Origin of the sequence: Teichococcus wenyumeiae (assembly GCF_003696345.1) — a bacterium.
GTDB lineage: Bacteria > Pseudomonadota > Alphaproteobacteria > Acetobacterales > Acetobacteraceae > Pseudoroseomonas > Pseudoroseomonas wenyumeiae.
Genome location: NZ_RFLX01000012.1, coordinates 72170 through 88675, shown reverse-complemented (window position 1 = coordinate 88675; position 16506 = coordinate 72170). Strand labels below are relative to the sequence as shown.

Here is a 16506-nt window from a genome sequence, read left to right as displayed (position 1 = left end):
CAATGGCGCGTGAGGGTCACATTTTTGCGACCGCATGACCAATTTGGGTAATGCGGCTGGCGGCAGAGCAGCTATGGCTGAAGGAGCGAGAAAGGGGCTGCTCATGCATGACAACAGCACGTCATTCTACAGCCCAAGGTACTGGGAAGAGGCCGAGCTGAACCAGGAGCTCGACCGGCTGGTCGAATTGGCCTGGGAACCGGGGTGGGCGCCGGTGGCCTTGGGAGCATTGATCCGCCTGTGCGGGACATTGCGCCAGAACACGCAGGATTGGATGCGGGTGCGGCACCTGCTGCGCAGCCATCCGACCATGCGCCGCCTGATGCTGGAAGACCCGACGGTCTTCCATGCCGCGCGGCCTTCCGCTGTCCGGCTGGACATGTTCCTGGGGCACCCGGCCGCGGCGCCGCTGCTGGCGGATACCTCGCGGGCGGGGCGTGACCTCTTCGCGATCACCAGCACGCTGCCCTGGGCCAATGCGCTGCGCAACCGCAACGCCCTGCTGAGCCGGATGGTGGATGCCGTGGTGGCCGATGTGCCCGGCGCCAGCATCCTGACGCTGGGTGCCGGCCATCTGCGGGAAGCCGCCGAGGTCACGCAGCTGCAGCGCATGGGCCGTTGGGTGGTGCTGGAAGAGGACCTCGAGCAACGCCAGGTGCTGCGGCAAGGCGTGCCGCCAAGCCTGCCCTTGCAGGTGCTGCGCTGTTCCCTGCGCGGCTTCTCGCGGCGCTCCTGCCGCAGCGGTCGCTTCGACCTGATCTGCATCCCCCGCCCGCCGCTCTTCTGGACCCCGTCGGCCACTGCCGAGCTGGTGGCCGCCGCCTTCGAGGTGCTGAAGCCCGGCGGCCGGCTGCTGCTCTGCGCCGCCGGCGCGCCGGTGCCGGAAGCGGCCTGGATGGATGCCTATCTGGAGCGCAAGCCGCGCTGGACCACGCCGCGGGAGATGGAAGCCCTGCTGGCGGGGGTGGACCCCGAGGCCTGCGCTTCCCGTCAGGTCTTCCCCAGCATGGATGGGCACATGATGCACGCCATCCTGCGCCGCCGGGGCTGAGCGCCCCGGCCGGCTCAGAAGAGGAAGGGCTTAGCGCCCTTCGCGGGCCGCCAGCGCGGCGATCTGCTGGCGCATCGCGGCCAACAGCGCCGAGACCTGGCTGCCGTTGCGGCTGATCACGGCGGAATACTCGCTGCGCTGCGTCAGGCGCAGCGAGGTGCCCTCGGCGATCACGTCCACCACGCGCGGCTGGCCGTTCACCTCGCCGACGCGCCAGTCCAGGTTGAAGGCGGCTTGGCCGGGACGCTCGATGATGGTGCTCACCAGCACGTCGTCCTCGGTGCGCTGCTGGCTGCGGCCCAGGCTGAAGCGCACGCCCTCATACTCGCCGAAGCGGGCGGAGAGGTTGCGGATCAGCGTTTCCTCGAAGAGCCTCATGTATTCCTGCTGCTCCGCCGGGGAGGCGACGCGCCACCAGCGGCCCAGGATGAAGCGGCCGACACCGTCGATATCCACCGCCTGCCGCAGGATGCTGGCCACGCGCTGCCGGCGTGCCGCCACCGGCTGCCGGGCATTGATGGCCGCCACCAGCTCCTGGCCGGTGGACTGGATGAACTGGGCGGCACGGTTGATGTCGATCTCAGCATGGGCCGGCCGGATGGCGGTCAGCGCAAACGGCGTGGCGAGCATGCTGGCAAGCAAGATGCGGCGGTTCATACGGCGGATATCTCGTTCTGCGTGTGTCAGTCGTGGTGTCGTAATCAACGCCGTCAGGGCGCGGTGGTTCCGGTGCGGGGCTGCGCCAGCGGCCCGGCGGTGGCCGGCAGCTCGCCGGCATTGCGGATCTGCTGGTTGCGGTTCTGCCGGTAGCCGCTGCGGAAGGTGGCGTAGGGGTCCAGGCTGGTCTCGTTGATGGCGTCCACCGTCTCCAGCAGCCCTTCGCGGGTGTCGACGACGGTCAGGCCCAGCCGGGAATAGCCAAGGCCCTCGGCCGTGGGGCCGCCATCGGGCAGGATCCAGGTCAGCGGGTCGGCGGCGACGCCGGCGCCATAGCCCACCAGGTCACGCGGATTGGTGGGGCCCAGGATCGGCAGGAACAGGAAGGGACCCTCGCCGATGCCCCAGGTGGCGAAGGTCTGGCCGAAGTCCTCGGTGTGGCCGGGCATGCCGGTTGCCGCCGCCACGTCGAAGATGCCGCCCAGGCCGAAGGTGGTGTTGATCATGAAGCGCCCGACCGTCACCAGCAGCCGGTCCGGCTCGCCCTGCAGCAGATCGTTCACGGCGATGACGGGGGTGCGGAGATTGCCCAGCACGTTGCGCACGCCGGTACGGACCGGCTGCGGCACCGCGAACTGATAGACCTTGGCCGCCGGCCGCAGCACCACGTCGTCGATGCCGGTATTAACCGCGTACATGGCGCGGTTGAAGGGTTCGAACGGGTCGTTGTTCTGCTCGAACTCGGCCAGGGCTTCCGGCTCACTGGCCGGCGGGCGCGTGGCGCAGGCCGAAAGGGCCAGCAGGCCGAGCAGCAGCAGGGAGGGGCGGCGGAGGGAGGACATCGGCGGAACGTATCCTGGAGGGGGGGGGCGTGGGCGCGGTATCTAACTGGCCGCTAGCGGCGAAGGTTGCGCTTCACGGCCTCATTGCATCGGCAGCTTATATACGAACGGGCACGTATGTATATGCGGAGGGGCACCATTATGGAAGAAGCTCTGCCGGAAGCCGAGTTGCCGCTTGTCACCTTTTCGGCATTGGCAGGGCCGGACCGCCGGAAGCCCGGCCAGAGGAGCCGTTCACCTGGGCGCCCGCTTCGGATAGGATGCGTGTCGTCATGAACCAAGTCGTCGACGCCCCCGCCGGGCCCTCCCAAGCGCAGACCACCGGAAGCCAGGACACGCTGCGGCGCTGGCTGACCGGGCCCCGCGTCGCCGGCCTGCCGCAAAGCATGGCCATGCCGGCGCCGGCCCTGTCCTTCGAGTTCTTTCCGCCGCGCACGGAAGCGCTGGAACAGCAGCTCTGGGCCTGCATCCGGCGGCTGGAGCCGCTGGCGCCGCGCTTCGTTTCCGTCACCTATGGTGCCGGGGGCACGACGCAGGAGCGGACCCACGCCACCGTCGCGCGGCTGGTGAAGGAAACCTCCCTGACCCCCGCCGCCCACCTGACCTGCGTCGGCGCCAGCCGGGACGAGGTGGACGAGGTCGCCCGCCGCTACTGGGATGCCGGCGTGCGCCATATCGTGGCGCTGCGTGGCGATGCGCCCACGGGCGAGGAAACCTATACGCCGCACCCTGAGGGCTACGCCTATGCCGCCGACCTGGTGGCCGGGCTGAAGCGCATCGGGGATTTCGAGATCTCGGTGGCCGCCTATCCGGAGACGCACCCGACCGCGACCTCCGCCCAGCACGACATCGACAACCTGAAGCGCAAGATCGATGCCGGCGCCACCCGCGCCATCACACAGTATTTCTTCGATACTGAGGTCTTCCTGCGCTTCCTGGACCGCGCCCTGGCCGCCGGCATCACCGTGCCGATCGTCCCCGGCATCCTGCCGGTCTCCAATTTCAAGCAGGTGAAGAAGTTCTCGGCCATGTGCGGCACCAATGTGCCGGACTGGATGGGCACGCTCTTCGACGGGCTGGAAGACGATGCCGAGACCCGCAAGATGGTCGCCGCCGCCGTGGCGGCGGAGCAGGTGCGGCTGTTGCAGGCGAATGGCGTGGACGAGTTCCACCTCTACACCCTGAACCGTGCCGACCTTTCCTACGCCATCGCGCATATCCTCGGGGCCCGGCCGAGAAAGGGGTGAATCCCCGCCAAGGCTTGGTCTTGTTCGCAAGACGTTCTATAGCCAGCGGCGTGATCCTCCTCCTGGCCTCCCTGCTTGTCCTGCCCCTGCTGTTCTCCGCCAGCCCGGCGTTGGCGGCCTGCACAGATGCGGCGGCCCCAAAGGTGGACTGGCGCCGCTGCCTGCAGGATGGGCAGGATTTTCGCGAGGCCGATCTCTCCGGTGCCGTGCTGCGCGATGCCAGCTTCTCCCGCGCCAAACTTGCGGGCGCCAAGCTGGCGGGGGTCGAAGGGCCGGATGTCCGCTTCACCTCCGCCGACCTGACCGGGGCGGACCTGTCCGGCGCCGTGCTGCGCGGGGCGGATTTCACCCGGGCCACGCTGCGCGATGCCTCGCTGGCCGGGGCGGACCTGCGGCAGGCCCGCTTCTTTCGCGCCGACCTGCGCGGCGCCAACCTCCAGGGCGCCGAGCTGGGCGCGGCCGATCTTTCCGGCGCCATGCTGGGTGGCGCTCTCTGGGTGGATGGCCAGCGCCGCTGCGCCGCCGCCTCCGTCGGTGCCTGTGAACGTGAGTAGGGGCGCATGAGCGATTACCTGACCCGCCTGAACCCCGAGCAGCGCGCGGCGGTCGAAACCGTCGATGGCCCGCTGCTGGTGCTGGCCGGCGCCGGCACCGGCAAGACGCGGGTGCTGACCACGCGCTTCGCCCATATCCTGATGACGCGGCGCGCCTGGCCCAGCCAGGTCCTGGCCGTGACCTTCACCAACAAGGCGGCCAAGGAGATGCGGGAGCGTGTCTCCGCCATCCTGGGCCAGCCGGCGGAAGGGCTCTGGCTCGGCACCTTCCACGCGCTCTGCGCCCGCATGCTGCGGCGGCACGCGGCGCTGGCGGGGCTGGAGCACAACTTCACCATCCTCGACACCGACGACCAGATGCGTCTGCTGAAGCAGATCATGGTGGCCGAGAATATCGACACCAAGCGCTGGCCGCCGCAGGCGCTGATGAGCGCCATCCAGCGTTGGAAGGACAAGGGCCTGACGCCGGACCGCGTCACGACGGCCGAGGACGTGGACTTCGCCAATGGCCGCGCCCGCGACCTCTACGCCCAGTACCAGCGCCGCCTGAAGGACGTGAATGCCGTCGATTTCGGCGACCTGCTGATGCTGGTGGTCGAGATCCTGCGCACCAATCCGGATGTGCTGGCCTCCTACCACCGCACCTTCCGCTACATCCTGGTGGACGAGTACCAGGACACCAACACCGTCCAGTACCTCTGGCTGCGCCTGCTGGCCCAGCGCCCGGCGCCGGAGCCGCAGAACATCTGCTGCGTCGGCGACGACGACCAGTCGATCTATTCCTGGCGCGGTGCCGAGATCGAGAACATCCTGCGCTTCGAGCGGGACTTCCCCGGCGCCACCGTGGTGCGGCTGGAATCCAACTATCGCTCCACCCGCCCCATCCTGGGCGCCGCCGCCGGGCTCATCGCGCAGAACAACGGCCGCATGGGCAAGACGCTGCGCCCCGGCCGCAACGATGCCGATGGCGACAAGGTGCGCGTCGTCTCGCTCTGGGATTCCGAGGAAGAGGCCCGCATGGTGGGCGACCGGATCGAGCAGGGGCAGCGGCGGGGCGACAGGCTCTCGGAGATGGCCATCCTGGTCCGCGCCGGCTTCCAGACCCGCGCCTTCGAGGAACGGTTGATCACCCTCGGCGTGCCCTATCGCGTGGTCGGCGGCCAGAAGTTCTATGAGCGCGCCGAGATCCGCGACGCCATGGCCTATCTGCGGGTGCTGAACCAGCCGGCCGACGACCTGGCCTTCGAGCGCATCGTCAACACGCCGAAGCGCGGCCTGGGCGAGACCACCATCCGTGCCATGCATGCCCTGGCGCGGCAGGAAGGCAAGCCGCTGGTGGTGGCCGCCTGGCGGATGATCGAGACCGGCGCCATCCGCGCCAAGCCCAAGGCGGCGCTGCACGAATTGCTGGAAGGCTTCGCCCGCTGGCGGGAGGCGCTGCCGCGTGAGGGCCATGTGGTCGTCACGGCCACGCTGCTGGATGAATCCGGCTACACGGACATGTGGAAGCAGGACAAGTCGCCCGAGGCCGCCGGGCGCCTGGACAACCTGAAGGAACTGATCCGCGCCATTGGCGAGTTCGACACCCTGGCGGGCTTCCTCGAACATGTCGCGCTGGTGATGGAGAATGACGAGAACGCGGAGGCCGAGCGCGTCAGCCTGATGACGCTGCACGCCGCCAAGGGCCTGGAATTCGACACCGTCTTCCTGCCGGGCTGGGAGGAAGGCCTCTTCCCCAACCAGCGCGCGCTGGACGAGGGCGGCGAGAAGTCGCTGGAGGAAGAGCGGCGGCTTGCCTATGTCGGCATCACCCGCGCCCGCAAGCACTGCATCATCAGCCATGCCGCCAACCGCCAGATGTATGGCACCTGGAGCAGCGCCGTCCCGAGCCGCTTCCTGGATGAATTGCCGGAAGCGCATGTGGAGCGGGAAGGCGGCGCCGGCGCGCACCGCAACCGCATGGCTTCCGCGCCCTCCGCCTTCTCCGGCCAGTTCCCGCTGGTGGCGCGCAAGCCCCGGGTGATCGAGGCCGGCTCCTGGGAGGTGGCGGAGCGCCCGGCACGCACGGCGGCCATTCCGGTTGGGCAGCGGGTATTTCACCAGAAATTCGGCTATGGGCGCGTGGTCGCCGCCGAGGACAACAAGCTGGACGTCGAGTTCGAGAAGGCGGGACGGAAGCGCGTGATCGATACCTTCGTGGAAAAAGCTTGATGAACCAGGGCCTGACCAACCGCCGCCATCCGCAACTGCTGGAAACCCTGACCCTGGACGGCCTGCCCGAGCATGCCGTGCCCGCCTTCGAAGCCGCGCTTCAGACCGTGTGCCTGACCGTTGGCTACTTCAAGGACGACCCGACCGATACCTGGCGCCTGGAAGCGGTGCGGGAACTGGGCGTGGGCGATGAGGAACTGCTGCCGGCCCTGACCCTGGCCGCCGCCATTTCCGGCATCGAGGCGCCGGAGCTGCAGCGCGAGCCGGTGGAGGCGGAAGGCTGGCTGGCCCGCACGGTGGAAGCCTTCCCCGAGCAGGAGATCGGCGGGCGCTTTGTGATCCGCCCGACCCATGTGCCGGACCCCGTCACCCGCGGCAAGATCGTGCTCAAGCTGGATGCCGGGCTGGCCTTCGGCTCCGGCGAGCATGGTTCAACCCGTGGTTGCCTGATCGGTTTCGAGGGCATGGCACACCGCCGGCCGCGCCGCATCCTGGATATCGGCACCGGCTCCGGCATCCTGGCCATGGCGGCGGCCAAGCAGCTGAAGCGCCCGGTGCTGGCCACGGATATCGAGCCCTGGAGCGTCCGCATCACCGCCGAGAACGCGCGGATGAACGGGCTGCTGCACATGGTGCGGGCCAAGCTGGCCGATGGCTGGCGCCACCCGGCGGTGCATGGCGGCCGCTACGATCTTGTCTTCGCGAATATCCTGGCCCGACCGCTCTGCTCGATGGCCAAGGACCTGGCGGACCATCTGGCCCCGCGCGGCACCGCCATCCTGGCCGGGCTGCTGGGCACGCAGGTGCGGATGGTGCTGGCGGCGCATCGCCGCGCCGGGCTGGTGCTGGAGCGTCGGATCGACCAGGGCGCCTGGTCCGCGCTGGTGCTGCGCAAGCGCTGAGGCTGAGCCGCCCCCAAAAAGAGATCGCCCCGCCACCCGAATTAAGGGGCGGCAGGGCGATCAAACCGAAACGGCGTTGGGGGGAGGGGGAGTAGTGAGGAGCGCCGCCTCGGAAACTGGTCTCTGTCCACTACAACCTGGGTGTGGGACCCAGGTTGCACGAGTGACCGAAAAAACTTAGGCCGCGATGCGGTGGGCGCGGACGGAAATTTCCACCGTGCTCTTCTTGGCGACCGGCAGGCTGTGAACCGTAGCCGTCGGGCGCTTCTCGACCATGTCGAAGACGCGGCCGATCTCGCCGCGGGTCAGGCCGATATCGGCCAGCTCACGGTCCGTCAGCATCGACAGCTCGTCCATCACGCGGCGGCGGGCCGGGTATTCCGCGACGGCGCGGAACATCTTGCGGAACCAGCCGCTGATCTTCGCGTCACGCTCCCGGATAGCCTCCTGACGGATGGCTTCGATCGCGGCAGATTGGTTGATGAGGGCGTTCATGACTGCTGTGTCCCGATATCACTGTCCGAGAGGGCAGCGTGTCCGGCTCTTGCCGTGGTGACCGCCCTGTTTGATGGCCTCTAGATACTCTTCCGGCCCAGATTGAGTAGCGCCACGCACATGGTTCAGCCATGCGTTTCATGCATTGATACTCATGGAAACATGTTCTTAACGGGAAGCTCATAAAAATGACACTGGCGACGAACTATTCTGTCCATCTGGCGGCTCTCCGCGAAAGCTTGCCAGGACTGGGGGTCGACGGTGTGCTTGTGCCCCGGTCCGACGAGTTCCTGGGGGAGTATGTGCCGCCCAGTGCTGAACGCCTTGCATGGCTGACAGGCTTTACCGGCTCGGCTGGCATGGCTGTCGTCCTGGCAGAGAAAGCCGCCATCTTCACCGACGGGCGCTACACCACCCAGGTCGCCGCGCAGACCGACCCCGCGCTCTGGGAACGCCGCCACCTGATCGACCAGCCGCCGCAGGACTGGCTGGAGGAACACGCGGCCGGGCTGCGCATCGGCTACGACCCGCGCCTGCATCCGCAGTCCTTTATCGACCGCAGGGCGGCTTCCGGCGCCGTGCTGGTGCCGCTGGTGGCCAACCCGATCGACGACATCTGGCGCGACCGCCCGGCGCCGCCCATGGCGCCCGCCGTGCCGCAGCCGCTGGAATTCGCCGGCCAGAGCAGCGAGGACAAGCGCGCCGCCGCCGCCGCCCAGCTTCGCGAGGCCGGCGAGGATGCCGCCGTGCTGGCCGATGCCCATTCCGTGGCCTGGCTGCTGAATATCCGCGGCGGCGATCTGTTCTACACGCCGCTGGCGCTGGGCAGCGCCATCCTGCGTGCGGATGGGCGCGTGGACCTCTTCATGGAGCCCTCCAAGCTGGGGCCTGAGACCCGCGCCCATCTGGGCAGCCAGGTCGCCATCCATACGCCGGCCTCGCTGGGGGATGTGCTGGGCGGCATGGGCGGCTGCCGGGTGCGGGTGGACCCGGACATCACGCCCATCTGGTATGCCGCCACGCTGCTGGAGGCGGGCGCCCATCTGACCAAGGGCGAGGACCCGGTGCGCCTGCCCCGCGCCCGCAAGAACGCGGTGGAACAGCAGGGCAGCCGCGCCGCCCACCACCGCGACGCGCTGGCCCTGGCCCGCTTCCTCTGCTGGTTCGAGGCCGAGGCCCCCAGGGGCGGCCTGACCGAGGTTTCCGCCGCCGAGCGCCTGCTGGCCTTTCGCGCCGCGCTGCCGCTGTTCCGCGCCGAAAGCTTCCCGGCCATTTCCGGTGCCGGCGAGAACGGCGCCGTCATCCACTACCGCGCCACGCCGGAGAGCGACCGCCCGATCCGCGCCGATGAATGCTACCTGATCGACAGCGGCGCCCAGTTCACCGACGGCACGACCGATGTCACCCGCACCCTCTGGACCGGCCCCGGCACCCCGCCGGCCGATCTGGTGGACCGCTATACCCGGGTGCTGCGCGGCCATGTGGCGCTTTCCACCCTGCGCTTTCCGCAGGGGGCGGCGGGGCCGCATCTGGACGCGGTGGCGCGCCGGCCGCTCTGGGATGCGGGGCTGGATTACGACCATGGCACCGGCCATGGCGTCGGCAGCTTCCTGTCGGTGCATGAGGGGCCGGTGGCCTTCAGCCGCGCCGCCAGGGCGGTGCCGTTGCAGGAGGGCATGATCCTGTCCAACGAACCCGGCTTCTATCTGCCCGGCGCCTATGGCATCCGCATCGAGAACCTGCTGCTGACCCGCGCCGCCGGCAGCCTGCCGGGGCAGGTGAAGCCTTTCCTGGATTTCGAGACGCTGACCCTGGCGCCCTATGACCGCTGGCTGATCGACCTCACGCTGCTGACGGCGGAGGAGCGCGCCTGGATCGACGCCTACCACGCCCGCGTGCTGGCCGAGATAGGGCCGGAACTGGAGCCGGAGGTGGCCTCCTGGCTGGCCCGCGCCTGCGCCCCGCTCTGATGCCGCAGGCGCCGATGCCGGCCCTGGCCGGGCGGCGCGTGCTGCTGGCCTATGGGCTGGCGGGAGAGGTCATCGCCCGCCTGGGGCCCATCGGCTTCGACTACATGGGCACACAGCTTGCCTGGCTGCGTGCCTCGGGGGCGGAGGCCAGCGTGGTGGCCCTGCCTACTTCCGCGCCAGTGGAGCGCAATGCCGCCCTGCTGGCGCGCAGCCTGCTGGCCCAGCGGGAGCCCTGCCTTCTGGTGGCGCATAGCAAGGGCGGGCTGGAATCGCTGTCGGCGCTGCTGCACCCGGGCGTCGCCGCGCATTGCGCCGGGTTCCTGGCCATCCAGTCGCCCTTCTTCGGCTCCGCCCTGGCCGATGCGGTGCTGCGGTCGCGCCCATTGCATGGGGCGGCACGGCAACTGGCGCGGCTGCTGGGTGTCGGCGCCGGGGACGGGCTGGTGGACCTGACCACCGCCGTCCGCAGCGCCTGGATGTCCCACCACGCCGGGGCGGTGGCCGCCCTGACCGCCAGCCTGCCGGTGCTGTGCATCGGCAGCCAGGTGAAGCGCGCCACGGCGGTGGGGCCCGACCGCGCCTACCTGCCGCTGGCGGAATGGCTGGAACGGCGCGGCGCCGGGCCGAATGACGGCATGGTGCCGGTTTCTTCCTCCCTGCTGCCGGGCGCGCGGCACTGGGTGCTGAATGCCAGCCACCGCGCCCTGGTCTCCACCGGAGAGGGGCGGGACCCGGTGGGCCTGCTGCGCCGGGCGCTGGAGGCGCTGCTTACGCCAGCCCCGCCATCTCCCGCCATTCCGCCTCCGTCAGCGTCCTGACGCCCAGTTCCGCCGCTTTCTTGGCCTTGGAGCCGGCATCGGCGCCCACCACCACGAAATCGGTTTTCTTCGAGACGCTCTTGGTGACCTTGGCGCCCAGCCGGTCGGCGATGGCTTCCGCCTCGTCGCGCGAGCTTTTTTCGAGTGTGCCGGTAAACACCACCACCTTGCCGGCGAAGGGGCTGCCGCTGTCGCCGATGCTCTCGGCGTCCTGCGGTGTCACCTGGCTGGCGAGGTCGTCCAGCGCGGCGCGGTTGCGCGCTTCCGCGAAGAACTCCGCCAGTTCCGTCGCGATGGCCGGGCCGATGCCCTGGATGGAACCCAGTTCCTCCTGCGCCTCGGAACCGATGGTGGTGGCCGCCAGCATCTTCGCGCGCCAGTTGGCAAAGCTGTGGTAGTGGCGCGCCAGCAGCTTGGCGTTCTGCGCCCCGATGCGGCGGATGCCGAGCGCGAAGATGAACCGCTCCAGCGCCGGGTTGCGGCGGGCCTCGATGGCGGCCAGCAGGTTGTCCAGCTTCTTGGAGCTCTTGCCGCCCTTGCCCCAGCCTTCCCACTGCCGGATCGTGGCGGTGTGCTCGTGAAGCCTGAAGATATCCGCAGGGCTTTTCACCAGCCCGGCCTCGTGCAGGGCGATGATGTTCTCCTCGCCCAATCCTTCGATATCCAGCGCGTTGCGGCTGACGAAATGCTTCAGCCGCTCCACCGTCTGCGCCGGGCAGATCAACCCGCCGGTGCAGCGGCGCACCACCTCGCCCTCCGGCCGCACCGCATGGCTACCGCAGGCGGGGCAGGTGGTGGGGAATTCGAAGGGCCTGCTGTCGGCCGGGCGCTTCTCCAGCACCACGCTGACGATCTGCGGAATCACATCGCCCGCGCGTTGCAGCACCACGGTATCGCCGATGCGCACATCCTTGCGGGCGATCTCGTCCTCATTGTGCAGCGTGGCATGCTGCACCATCACGCCGCCCACATTCACCGGCTGCATCACCGCGCGCGGCGTCAGCGCGCCGGTGCGGCCGACCTGGATGTCGATGCGCAGCAGTTCCGTGACGGCGCGCTCCGCCGGGAACTTCCAGGCAATGGCCCAGCGCGGCGTGCGGCCGACGAAGCCCAGCCGCGTCTGCCAGTCCAGCCGGTCCAGCTTGTAGACGACGCCGTCGATGTCGTAGTCCAGCCCGGCGCGCTGCTCCGCCATCTCGGCCTGGAAGGCCTCGGCGGCATTCTCATCCGGCACAATGCGGGAGAGGGGGTTCACCTGGAAACCCCAGGCCTCAAGCCGCTTCAGGTAGTCGCTGTGCGTTTCGGCCACCGGCGTGCTGGAAGCGCCCTGGGCATAGGCAAAAAGCTTCAGCGGCCGCCGCGCCGTGACCTCCGGGTCCAACTGCCGCAGCGACCCGGCGGCGGCATTGCGCGGATTGGCGGGGATGCGGATCTCCGCCCCCACCTTCTCGCCCCGCTCCCGCCGCTGCTCGCGCTCCTCCGCCAGGCGGCTCTGCTCGGCATGGAAGGCCAGGAAATCCGCCTTGGTCATGAAGACCTCGCCGCGGATCTCGATCTGCTCGGGGAAGGGGGCGGAGAGCTGGCGCGGCAGCTCAGAGAGCGTTTCCAGGTTGCGGGTGATATCCTCGCCCACCGTGCCGTCGCCGCGCGTGGCGCCGCGCACGAAGACGCCATTCTCATAGGTCAGGTTGACCGAGAGGCCGTCGATCTTCGGCTCCCCCACGAAGCGCAGCACCTCATCCTCGCCCAGCTTCAGGAAGCGCCGGATGCTCTTGGCGAATTCCTCGAAGTCGGCGGTGGCGAAGGCATTGTCCAGGCTCAGCATCGGCGTGCCGTGGCGGGACTTGGCGAAGCCGGCGGCCGGCGCCGCGCCCGGTGACGCCTCATTCGGGCTGTCCGCGCGCTTCAGGGCCGGGAAGATCGCCTCGATGGCCGTGTTGCGGCGGCGGAGCGCGTCGTATTCCGCGTCCGTCATCACGGGCGCGTCCTGCTGATGATAGGCGATATCCGCCGCCGCGATCTCCTCCGCCAGGACCGCCAGCTCGGCGGCGGCATCGGCTTCGGTGAGTTGCTCGGGGGGGGTGTCGCGGCGGGTCATGCCGCTTGCTAACGCGGCTTAGGCCGCACCGTCCAGCAGGCTATCCGCCGCCGCGCGCGCGGCCTCGGTCACGGTTTCGCCGGCCAGCATGCGGGCCAGTTCCTCGCGCCGCGCCTTGTCGTTCAGCGGCTCCACCCGCGTCTCCGCCCGCTCGGCGCGGATGCCCTTGGAAACGCGCAGATGCTGCGCCCCACGCGCCGCCACCTGCGGGCTATGCGTCACCACCAGCACCTGCAAACGCTCGGCCACGCGGGCCAGCCGTTCGCCGACCGCTGCCGCCGTGGCGCCGCCGACGCCGCTATCCACCTCGTCGAAGACCAGCGTCGGCACCGGCGAGCCGCGTGCCAGCACCACCTTCAGCGCCAGCATCAGCCGCGACAGCTCGCCGCCCGAGGCGATCTTCTCGAGCTGCCCCGGCTTCTGTCCCGGATTGGTGGAGACCAGGAAGATGATGCGGTCCAGCCCGTCGCTGGCCCAGCCGCGCTCGTCCCGCCGCTCGATGGAGATGTGCAGCCGGGCACGCTCCAGCTTCAGTGGCTTCAACTCCCGCGCTACGGCGTCTTCCAGCTTGCCGGCGGTGGCGCGGCGGTTGGCGGACAGCGCCTGCGCCACCTCCAGGTAGCTGGCCTTGGCGGCGGCGGCGGCGGCTTCCAGGGCGGTGGCGCGCTCGGCGCCGGCATCCAGGGCGGAAAGCCGCTCCTTCAACTCGCGCAGCAGCGACGGCAGTTCCGTCACCGGCACCGCATGCTTGCGGGCGGCGGCGCGCAGGGCGAAGAGGCGTTCCTCGACATGCTCCAGCCGGCGCGGGTCCGGCGACATGCCCTGGGACAGGCGCTCCAGCAGGTTCTCCGCCTCGGCCAGCGCATCCTGCGCCTGGCCCAGCGCCGCCAGCGCGGGGGCGGCTTCCTCATTGGGGGCGGGCAGGCGTTCCAGCGCGCGGGCGGCATTGCGCAACGCGGCGGCCGGGCCGGCGCCGCCACGGCGGTCGCGCGGCTGCAATTCGGAGAGGGCGGAAGCCACGGCCTCGGCGCGGCGCTCGCCCTGCTGCATGGCCTGGCGCTCTTCGGCGAGACGGTCTTCCTCGCCTTCTTCCGGCGCCAGCTCGTCCAGCTCGCCTACGGCGTGGCGCAGCCATTCCTCGTCGCGCTGGGCGCTGGCGATGGCCTCGCGTGCCGCCGTCAGCTCACGCTCGGCATTGCGCCAGGCGCGGAAGGCCTCGCCGACCTTGGCGCGGTCGGCATCCAGCCCGCCAAAGGCATCCAGCAGCCCGGCATGGGAGGCAGGGTCAGCCAGCCCGACCTGATCGTGCTGCCCCTGCACTTCCACCAGCAGCGTGCCCAGCCGCCGCAGCAGCCCGACGCCGACCGGCTCGTCGTTGATGAAGGCGCGGGAGCGGCCATCGGCCTGCACCACACGGCGCAGCACCAGATCGTCCTCGGCCTCGATGCCCTGTTCGCTGATCAGCGCCAGGGCGGGGTGGCTGGCCGGCAGGTGGAAGCAGGCGACGACGGAAGCCTGCGGCTGCCCGGAGCGCACCATCCCGGCCTCGGCCCGCTGGCCGAGCGCCAGCCCGAGGCTGTCGAGCAGGATGGACTTGCCGGCGCCGGTCTCGCCCGTCAGCACCGTAAGACCGGCGCCGAGGGCGAGATCCAGCCGCTCTATCAGGACGACATCGCGGATGGCGAGGGAGACCAGCATGCGCCGGCCTCAGAAGATCCAGTCGAGGCTGCGACGCACGAAGCCGGGCCGGTCATCCGCGGCCGGCGTGGCACCATCGACCAGCAGGGCATAGGAGTCCTGGTACCAGGGGCTGCCCGGGTAGTTATGGCCCAGCACGCTGGCGGTCTTGCGCGCCTCGTCCGTCAGGCCGAGCGAGAGATAGATCTCGGTCAGGCGGTGCAGTGCCTCAGGCACGTGGTTGGTGGTCTGGTACTGCTCGATGACGCGGCGGAAGCGGCCGATGGCGGACTGCGGCAGGCCACGCGCCTGGTAGAAGCGGCCGACCTCCATCTCGCGCCCGGCGAGGTGGTCGCGCGCCAGGTCGATCTTGAGCGCGGCATCGCGGGCATAGGAGCTGTCGGGGAAGCGGTTCACCACTTCCTGAAGCTGCGCCATCGCGATCTCGGTGCCCTGCTGGTCCCGCTGCGAGTCGACGATCTGCTCGTAGTAGCAGAGCGCGCGCAGGTAATAGGCATAGGCGATGTCGCGATGCCCGGGATGCAGCTGGATGAAGCGGTTCAGGCCGCCGATGGCCTCGGTATAGCGGTTCCGCTGATAGTCGGAATAAGCCGCCATCAGGGAGGAGCCGGTGGCCCAGGTGGAATACGGATGTTCCCGCTCCACGGCCTCGAAGAAGCCCTGGGCATCGGCGTAACGCTCCTGCTTCAGGGAATCCATGCCGGCGGCATAGAGGGCCTCAGGCGTCTGCGCCGACAAATCGGCGCGGGCGCGGAGGGAATCGGACTTGCCGTTCCAGGAGGAGCAGGCGCCCAGCATAAGCGGGGCTGCCAGCAGCAACGTGAAACGGAGGGAGCGGGGGGAACGGATGCGCATCGCGCCGGCTCTATATCATGCCGCCGGGGGCAGCCACCAGGGGGCCTTCAGGCCGCCACCGGCTCGCGCAGCGCCGGACGGGCGAGGGGAAGGGACACCACTTCGTCATGCTCCCAGCGCCAGGCGGTCGGATCGGCGAAAAGGGCGCGCAGCAGACGGTTGTTCAAGGCGTGGCCGGAGCGCTCGCCGCGGAAGCGGGCGCGGAGCGGGGCGCCGGCCATGGCCAGGTCGCCCACCACGTCCAGCAGCTTGTGGCGCACGAATTCCTCCGGGTGGCGCAGGCCACCGGGGTTCAGCACCGTGTCGCCATCCACCACCACGGCATTGGACAGGCTGCCGCCGCGCGCCAGCCCGACGGCGCGGAGCTGCTTGATCTCCTGCTCCAGGGTGAAGGTGCGGGCATCGGCCAGCAGGGCACGGAAGGAATTCTCCGTCACCCGCAGCGTCATCGCCTGCCGGCCGATGACGGTGCCGTCGAACTGAATGCCGAGGGAGGCCTCGAAGCCGCCAGTCAGATTCGGGGAAAGCTCGGCCCAGGCGGCACCAGGGCCTTCGCCGGCCTGGACGCGCACGGTCTTCAGCACCTCGATCCGGCGGCGCGGCTCCAGGCTTTCCACCGTGCCGGCGCAGTCGATCAGGAAGATGAAGGGGGCGGCGGAGCCGTCCATGATGGGCACTTCCGGCCCGTCCACCGTCACCAGGGCATCGTCGATGCCGCAGGCGGAAAGGGCGGCCATCACATGCTCGACAGTGCCAACGCGAGCTTCTGGGCGGCCAGGGGCGATCAGGGCGGTGCAGAGGCGGGTATCGCCCACCCAGTCGAAGCGGGCGGCGATATCGACGCCCAGGTCGCTGCGGCGGAACACGATGCCGTCACCGGCAGGAGCGGGGTTCAGGGTAAGGCTGGCGCGCTGGCCGGAATGGAGGCCCACGCCCACGCAGCCGATCGGCGCCTTCAGCGTCTTCCGCCGACCCGTCTGAACTGCAAGGGAACCGTCCATAAACGCCTCTGATCCTGTCTTTCATGGAGCGTAACCAAAATTCTTAACGCTCCTGGCAGGGCTTAAATGACACCGGCGGGGCCATTGGGCGAGTCAAGGCTTATTAC

The 16506-nt window shown here is 69.6% G+C and carries 14 protein-coding genes; 7 read left to right on the top strand and 7 right to left on the bottom strand.

The annotated features are described in order from the left end of the window. The first annotated feature begins 103 nt into the window (after nt 1-103). Nucleotides 104-1051 (top strand): hypothetical protein, encoded by a 948-nt coding sequence (locus EBE87_RS16190; RefSeq protein WP_120637962.1) that lies wholly within the window; start codon nt 104-106, stop codon nt 1049-1051. Between the two features lie 30 nt (nt 1052-1081). Here the strand turns inward: EBE87_RS16190 and EBE87_RS16185 are convergent, their stop codons facing one another. Next, nucleotides 1082-1708, bottom strand: a complete 627-nt coding sequence (locus tag EBE87_RS16185; protein ID WP_120637963.1) for an MlaC/ttg2D family ABC transporter substrate-binding protein — start codon at nt 1706-1708, stop codon at nt 1082-1084. A 53-nt stretch (nt 1709-1761) separates the two neighbouring features. Continuing rightward, nucleotides 1762-2550 (bottom strand): MlaA family lipoprotein, encoded by a 789-nt coding sequence (locus tag EBE87_RS16180; RefSeq protein ID WP_120637964.1) that lies wholly within the window; start codon nt 2548-2550, stop codon nt 1762-1764. A 272-nt stretch (nt 2551-2822) separates the two neighbouring features. Here EBE87_RS16180 and metF point away from each other — a divergent pair, with 272 nt between their 5' ends. Genes metF through EBE87_RS16160 form a run of 4 tightly spaced genes read left to right on the top strand, consistent with a single transcriptional unit; the run spans nt 2823 to nt 7464 of the window. Beyond that, complete coding sequence (gene metF / locus EBE87_RS16175) at nt 2823-3797, top strand: methylenetetrahydrofolate reductase (protein WP_120637975.1); 975 nt, start codon at nt 2823-2825, stop codon at nt 3795-3797. Between the two features lie 50 nt (nt 3798-3847). Further along, nucleotides 3848-4351, top strand: a complete 504-nt coding sequence (locus EBE87_RS30330) for a pentapeptide repeat-containing protein (protein WP_233553168.1) — start codon at nt 3848-3850, stop codon at nt 4349-4351. Between the two features lie 6 nt (nt 4352-4357). Beyond that, nucleotides 4358-6562 (top strand): ATP-dependent helicase, encoded by a 2205-nt coding sequence (locus EBE87_RS16165; RefSeq protein WP_120637965.1) that lies wholly within the window; start codon nt 4358-4360, stop codon nt 6560-6562. Then, the gene (locus EBE87_RS16160) at nt 6562-7464 is read left to right on the top strand and encodes a 50S ribosomal protein L11 methyltransferase (RefSeq protein ID WP_120637966.1); all 903 of its coding nucleotides are present in this window, start codon (nt 6562-6564) and stop codon (nt 7462-7464) included. The genes EBE87_RS16165 and EBE87_RS16160 overlap by 1 nt, the downstream gene beginning before the upstream one ends. Nucleotides 7465-7641: 177 nt before the next feature. On the opposite strand, the gene EBE87_RS16155 is transcribed toward EBE87_RS16160, so the two are convergent. Continuing rightward, complete coding sequence (locus tag EBE87_RS16155; protein ID WP_199707306.1) at nt 7642-7959, bottom strand: DUF1127 domain-containing protein; 318 nt, start codon at nt 7957-7959, stop codon at nt 7642-7644. Between the two features lie 188 nt (nt 7960-8147). Here EBE87_RS16155 and EBE87_RS16150 point away from each other — a divergent pair, with 188 nt between their 5' ends. Continuing rightward, a complete protein-coding gene (locus tag EBE87_RS16150) occupies nt 8148-9929 on the top strand; it encodes an aminopeptidase P family protein (protein ID WP_120637967.1) in 1782 nt (593 codons plus the stop codon). Continuing rightward, the gene (locus EBE87_RS16145) at nt 9929-10747 is read left to right on the top strand and encodes a hypothetical protein (RefSeq protein WP_120637968.1); all 819 of its coding nucleotides are present in this window, start codon (nt 9929-9931) and stop codon (nt 10745-10747) included. Before EBE87_RS16150 ends, EBE87_RS16145 begins: the two co-directional genes overlap by 1 nt. On the opposite strand, the gene ligA is transcribed toward EBE87_RS16145, so the two are convergent. Genes ligA through lpxC form a run of 4 tightly spaced genes read right to left on the bottom strand, consistent with a single transcriptional unit; the run spans nt 10698 to nt 16399 of the window. Beyond that, nucleotides 10698-12845 carry an NAD-dependent DNA ligase LigA gene (gene ligA, locus EBE87_RS16140; RefSeq protein WP_120637969.1) on the bottom strand — a complete coding sequence of 716 codons (2148 nt, stop codon included), beginning with the start codon at nt 12843-12845 and terminating at the stop codon, nt 10698-10700. The genes EBE87_RS16145 and ligA overlap by 50 nt on opposite strands. 18 nt (nt 12846-12863) lie before the next feature. Beyond that, nucleotides 12864-14543 (bottom strand): DNA repair protein RecN, encoded by a 1680-nt coding sequence (recN, locus tag EBE87_RS16135; RefSeq protein ID WP_120637970.1) that lies wholly within the window; start codon nt 14541-14543, stop codon nt 12864-12866. 9 nt (nt 14544-14552) lie between these two features. Beyond that, complete coding sequence (locus EBE87_RS16130) at nt 14553-15398, bottom strand: outer membrane protein assembly factor BamD (protein WP_120637971.1); 846 nt, start codon at nt 15396-15398, stop codon at nt 14553-14555. Between the two features lie 47 nt (nt 15399-15445). Next, entirely contained in the window at nt 15446-16399 is a 954-nt protein-coding gene (lpxC, locus tag EBE87_RS16125) for a UDP-3-O-acyl-N-acetylglucosamine deacetylase (RefSeq protein WP_120637972.1), read from the bottom strand. Nucleotides 16400-16506: the final 107 nt, after the last annotated feature.

Excerpts from the sequence above, each read along its gene's own strand:
- EBE87_RS16190 (WP_120637962.1), top strand. The coding sequence starts at position 104 with ATGCATGACAACAGCACGTCATTCTACAGCCCAAGGTACTGGGAAGAG.
- EBE87_RS16185 (WP_120637963.1), bottom strand. The coding sequence starts at position 1,708 with ATGAACCGCCGCATCTTGCTTGCCAGCATGCTCGCCACGCCGTTTGCG.
- EBE87_RS16180 (WP_120637964.1), bottom strand. The coding sequence starts at position 2,550 with ATGTCCTCCCTCCGCCGCCCCTCCCTGCTGCTGCTCGGCCTGCTGGCC.
- metF (WP_120637975.1), top strand. The coding sequence starts at position 2,823 with ATGAACCAAGTCGTCGACGCCCCCGCCGGGCCCTCCCAAGCGCAGACC.
- EBE87_RS16165 (WP_120637965.1), top strand. The coding sequence starts at position 4,358 with ATGAGCGATTACCTGACCCGCCTGAACCCCGAGCAGCGCGCGGCGGTC.
- EBE87_RS16160 (WP_120637966.1), top strand. The coding sequence starts at position 6,562 with ATGAACCAGGGCCTGACCAACCGCCGCCATCCGCAACTGCTGGAAACC.
- EBE87_RS16155 (WP_199707306.1), bottom strand. The coding sequence starts at position 7,959 with ATGAACGCCCTCATCAACCAATCTGCCGCGATCGAAGCCATCCGTCAG.
- EBE87_RS16150 (WP_120637967.1), top strand. The coding sequence starts at position 8,148 with ATGACACTGGCGACGAACTATTCTGTCCATCTGGCGGCTCTCCGCGAA.
- EBE87_RS16145 (WP_120637968.1), top strand. The coding sequence starts at position 9,929 with ATGCCGCAGGCGCCGATGCCGGCCCTGGCCGGGCGGCGCGTGCTGCTG.
- ligA (WP_120637969.1), bottom strand. The coding sequence starts at position 12,845 with ATGACCCGCCGCGACACCCCCCCCGAGCAACTCACCGAAGCCGATGCC.
- recN (WP_120637970.1), bottom strand. The coding sequence starts at position 14,543 with ATGCTGGTCTCCCTCGCCATCCGCGATGTCGTCCTGATAGAGCGGCTG.
- EBE87_RS16130 (WP_120637971.1), bottom strand. The coding sequence starts at position 15,398 with ATGCGCATCCGTTCCCCCCGCTCCCTCCGTTTCACGTTGCTGCTGGCA.
- lpxC (WP_120637972.1), bottom strand. The coding sequence starts at position 16,399 with ATGGACGGTTCCCTTGCAGTTCAGACGGGTCGGCGGAAGACGCTGAAG.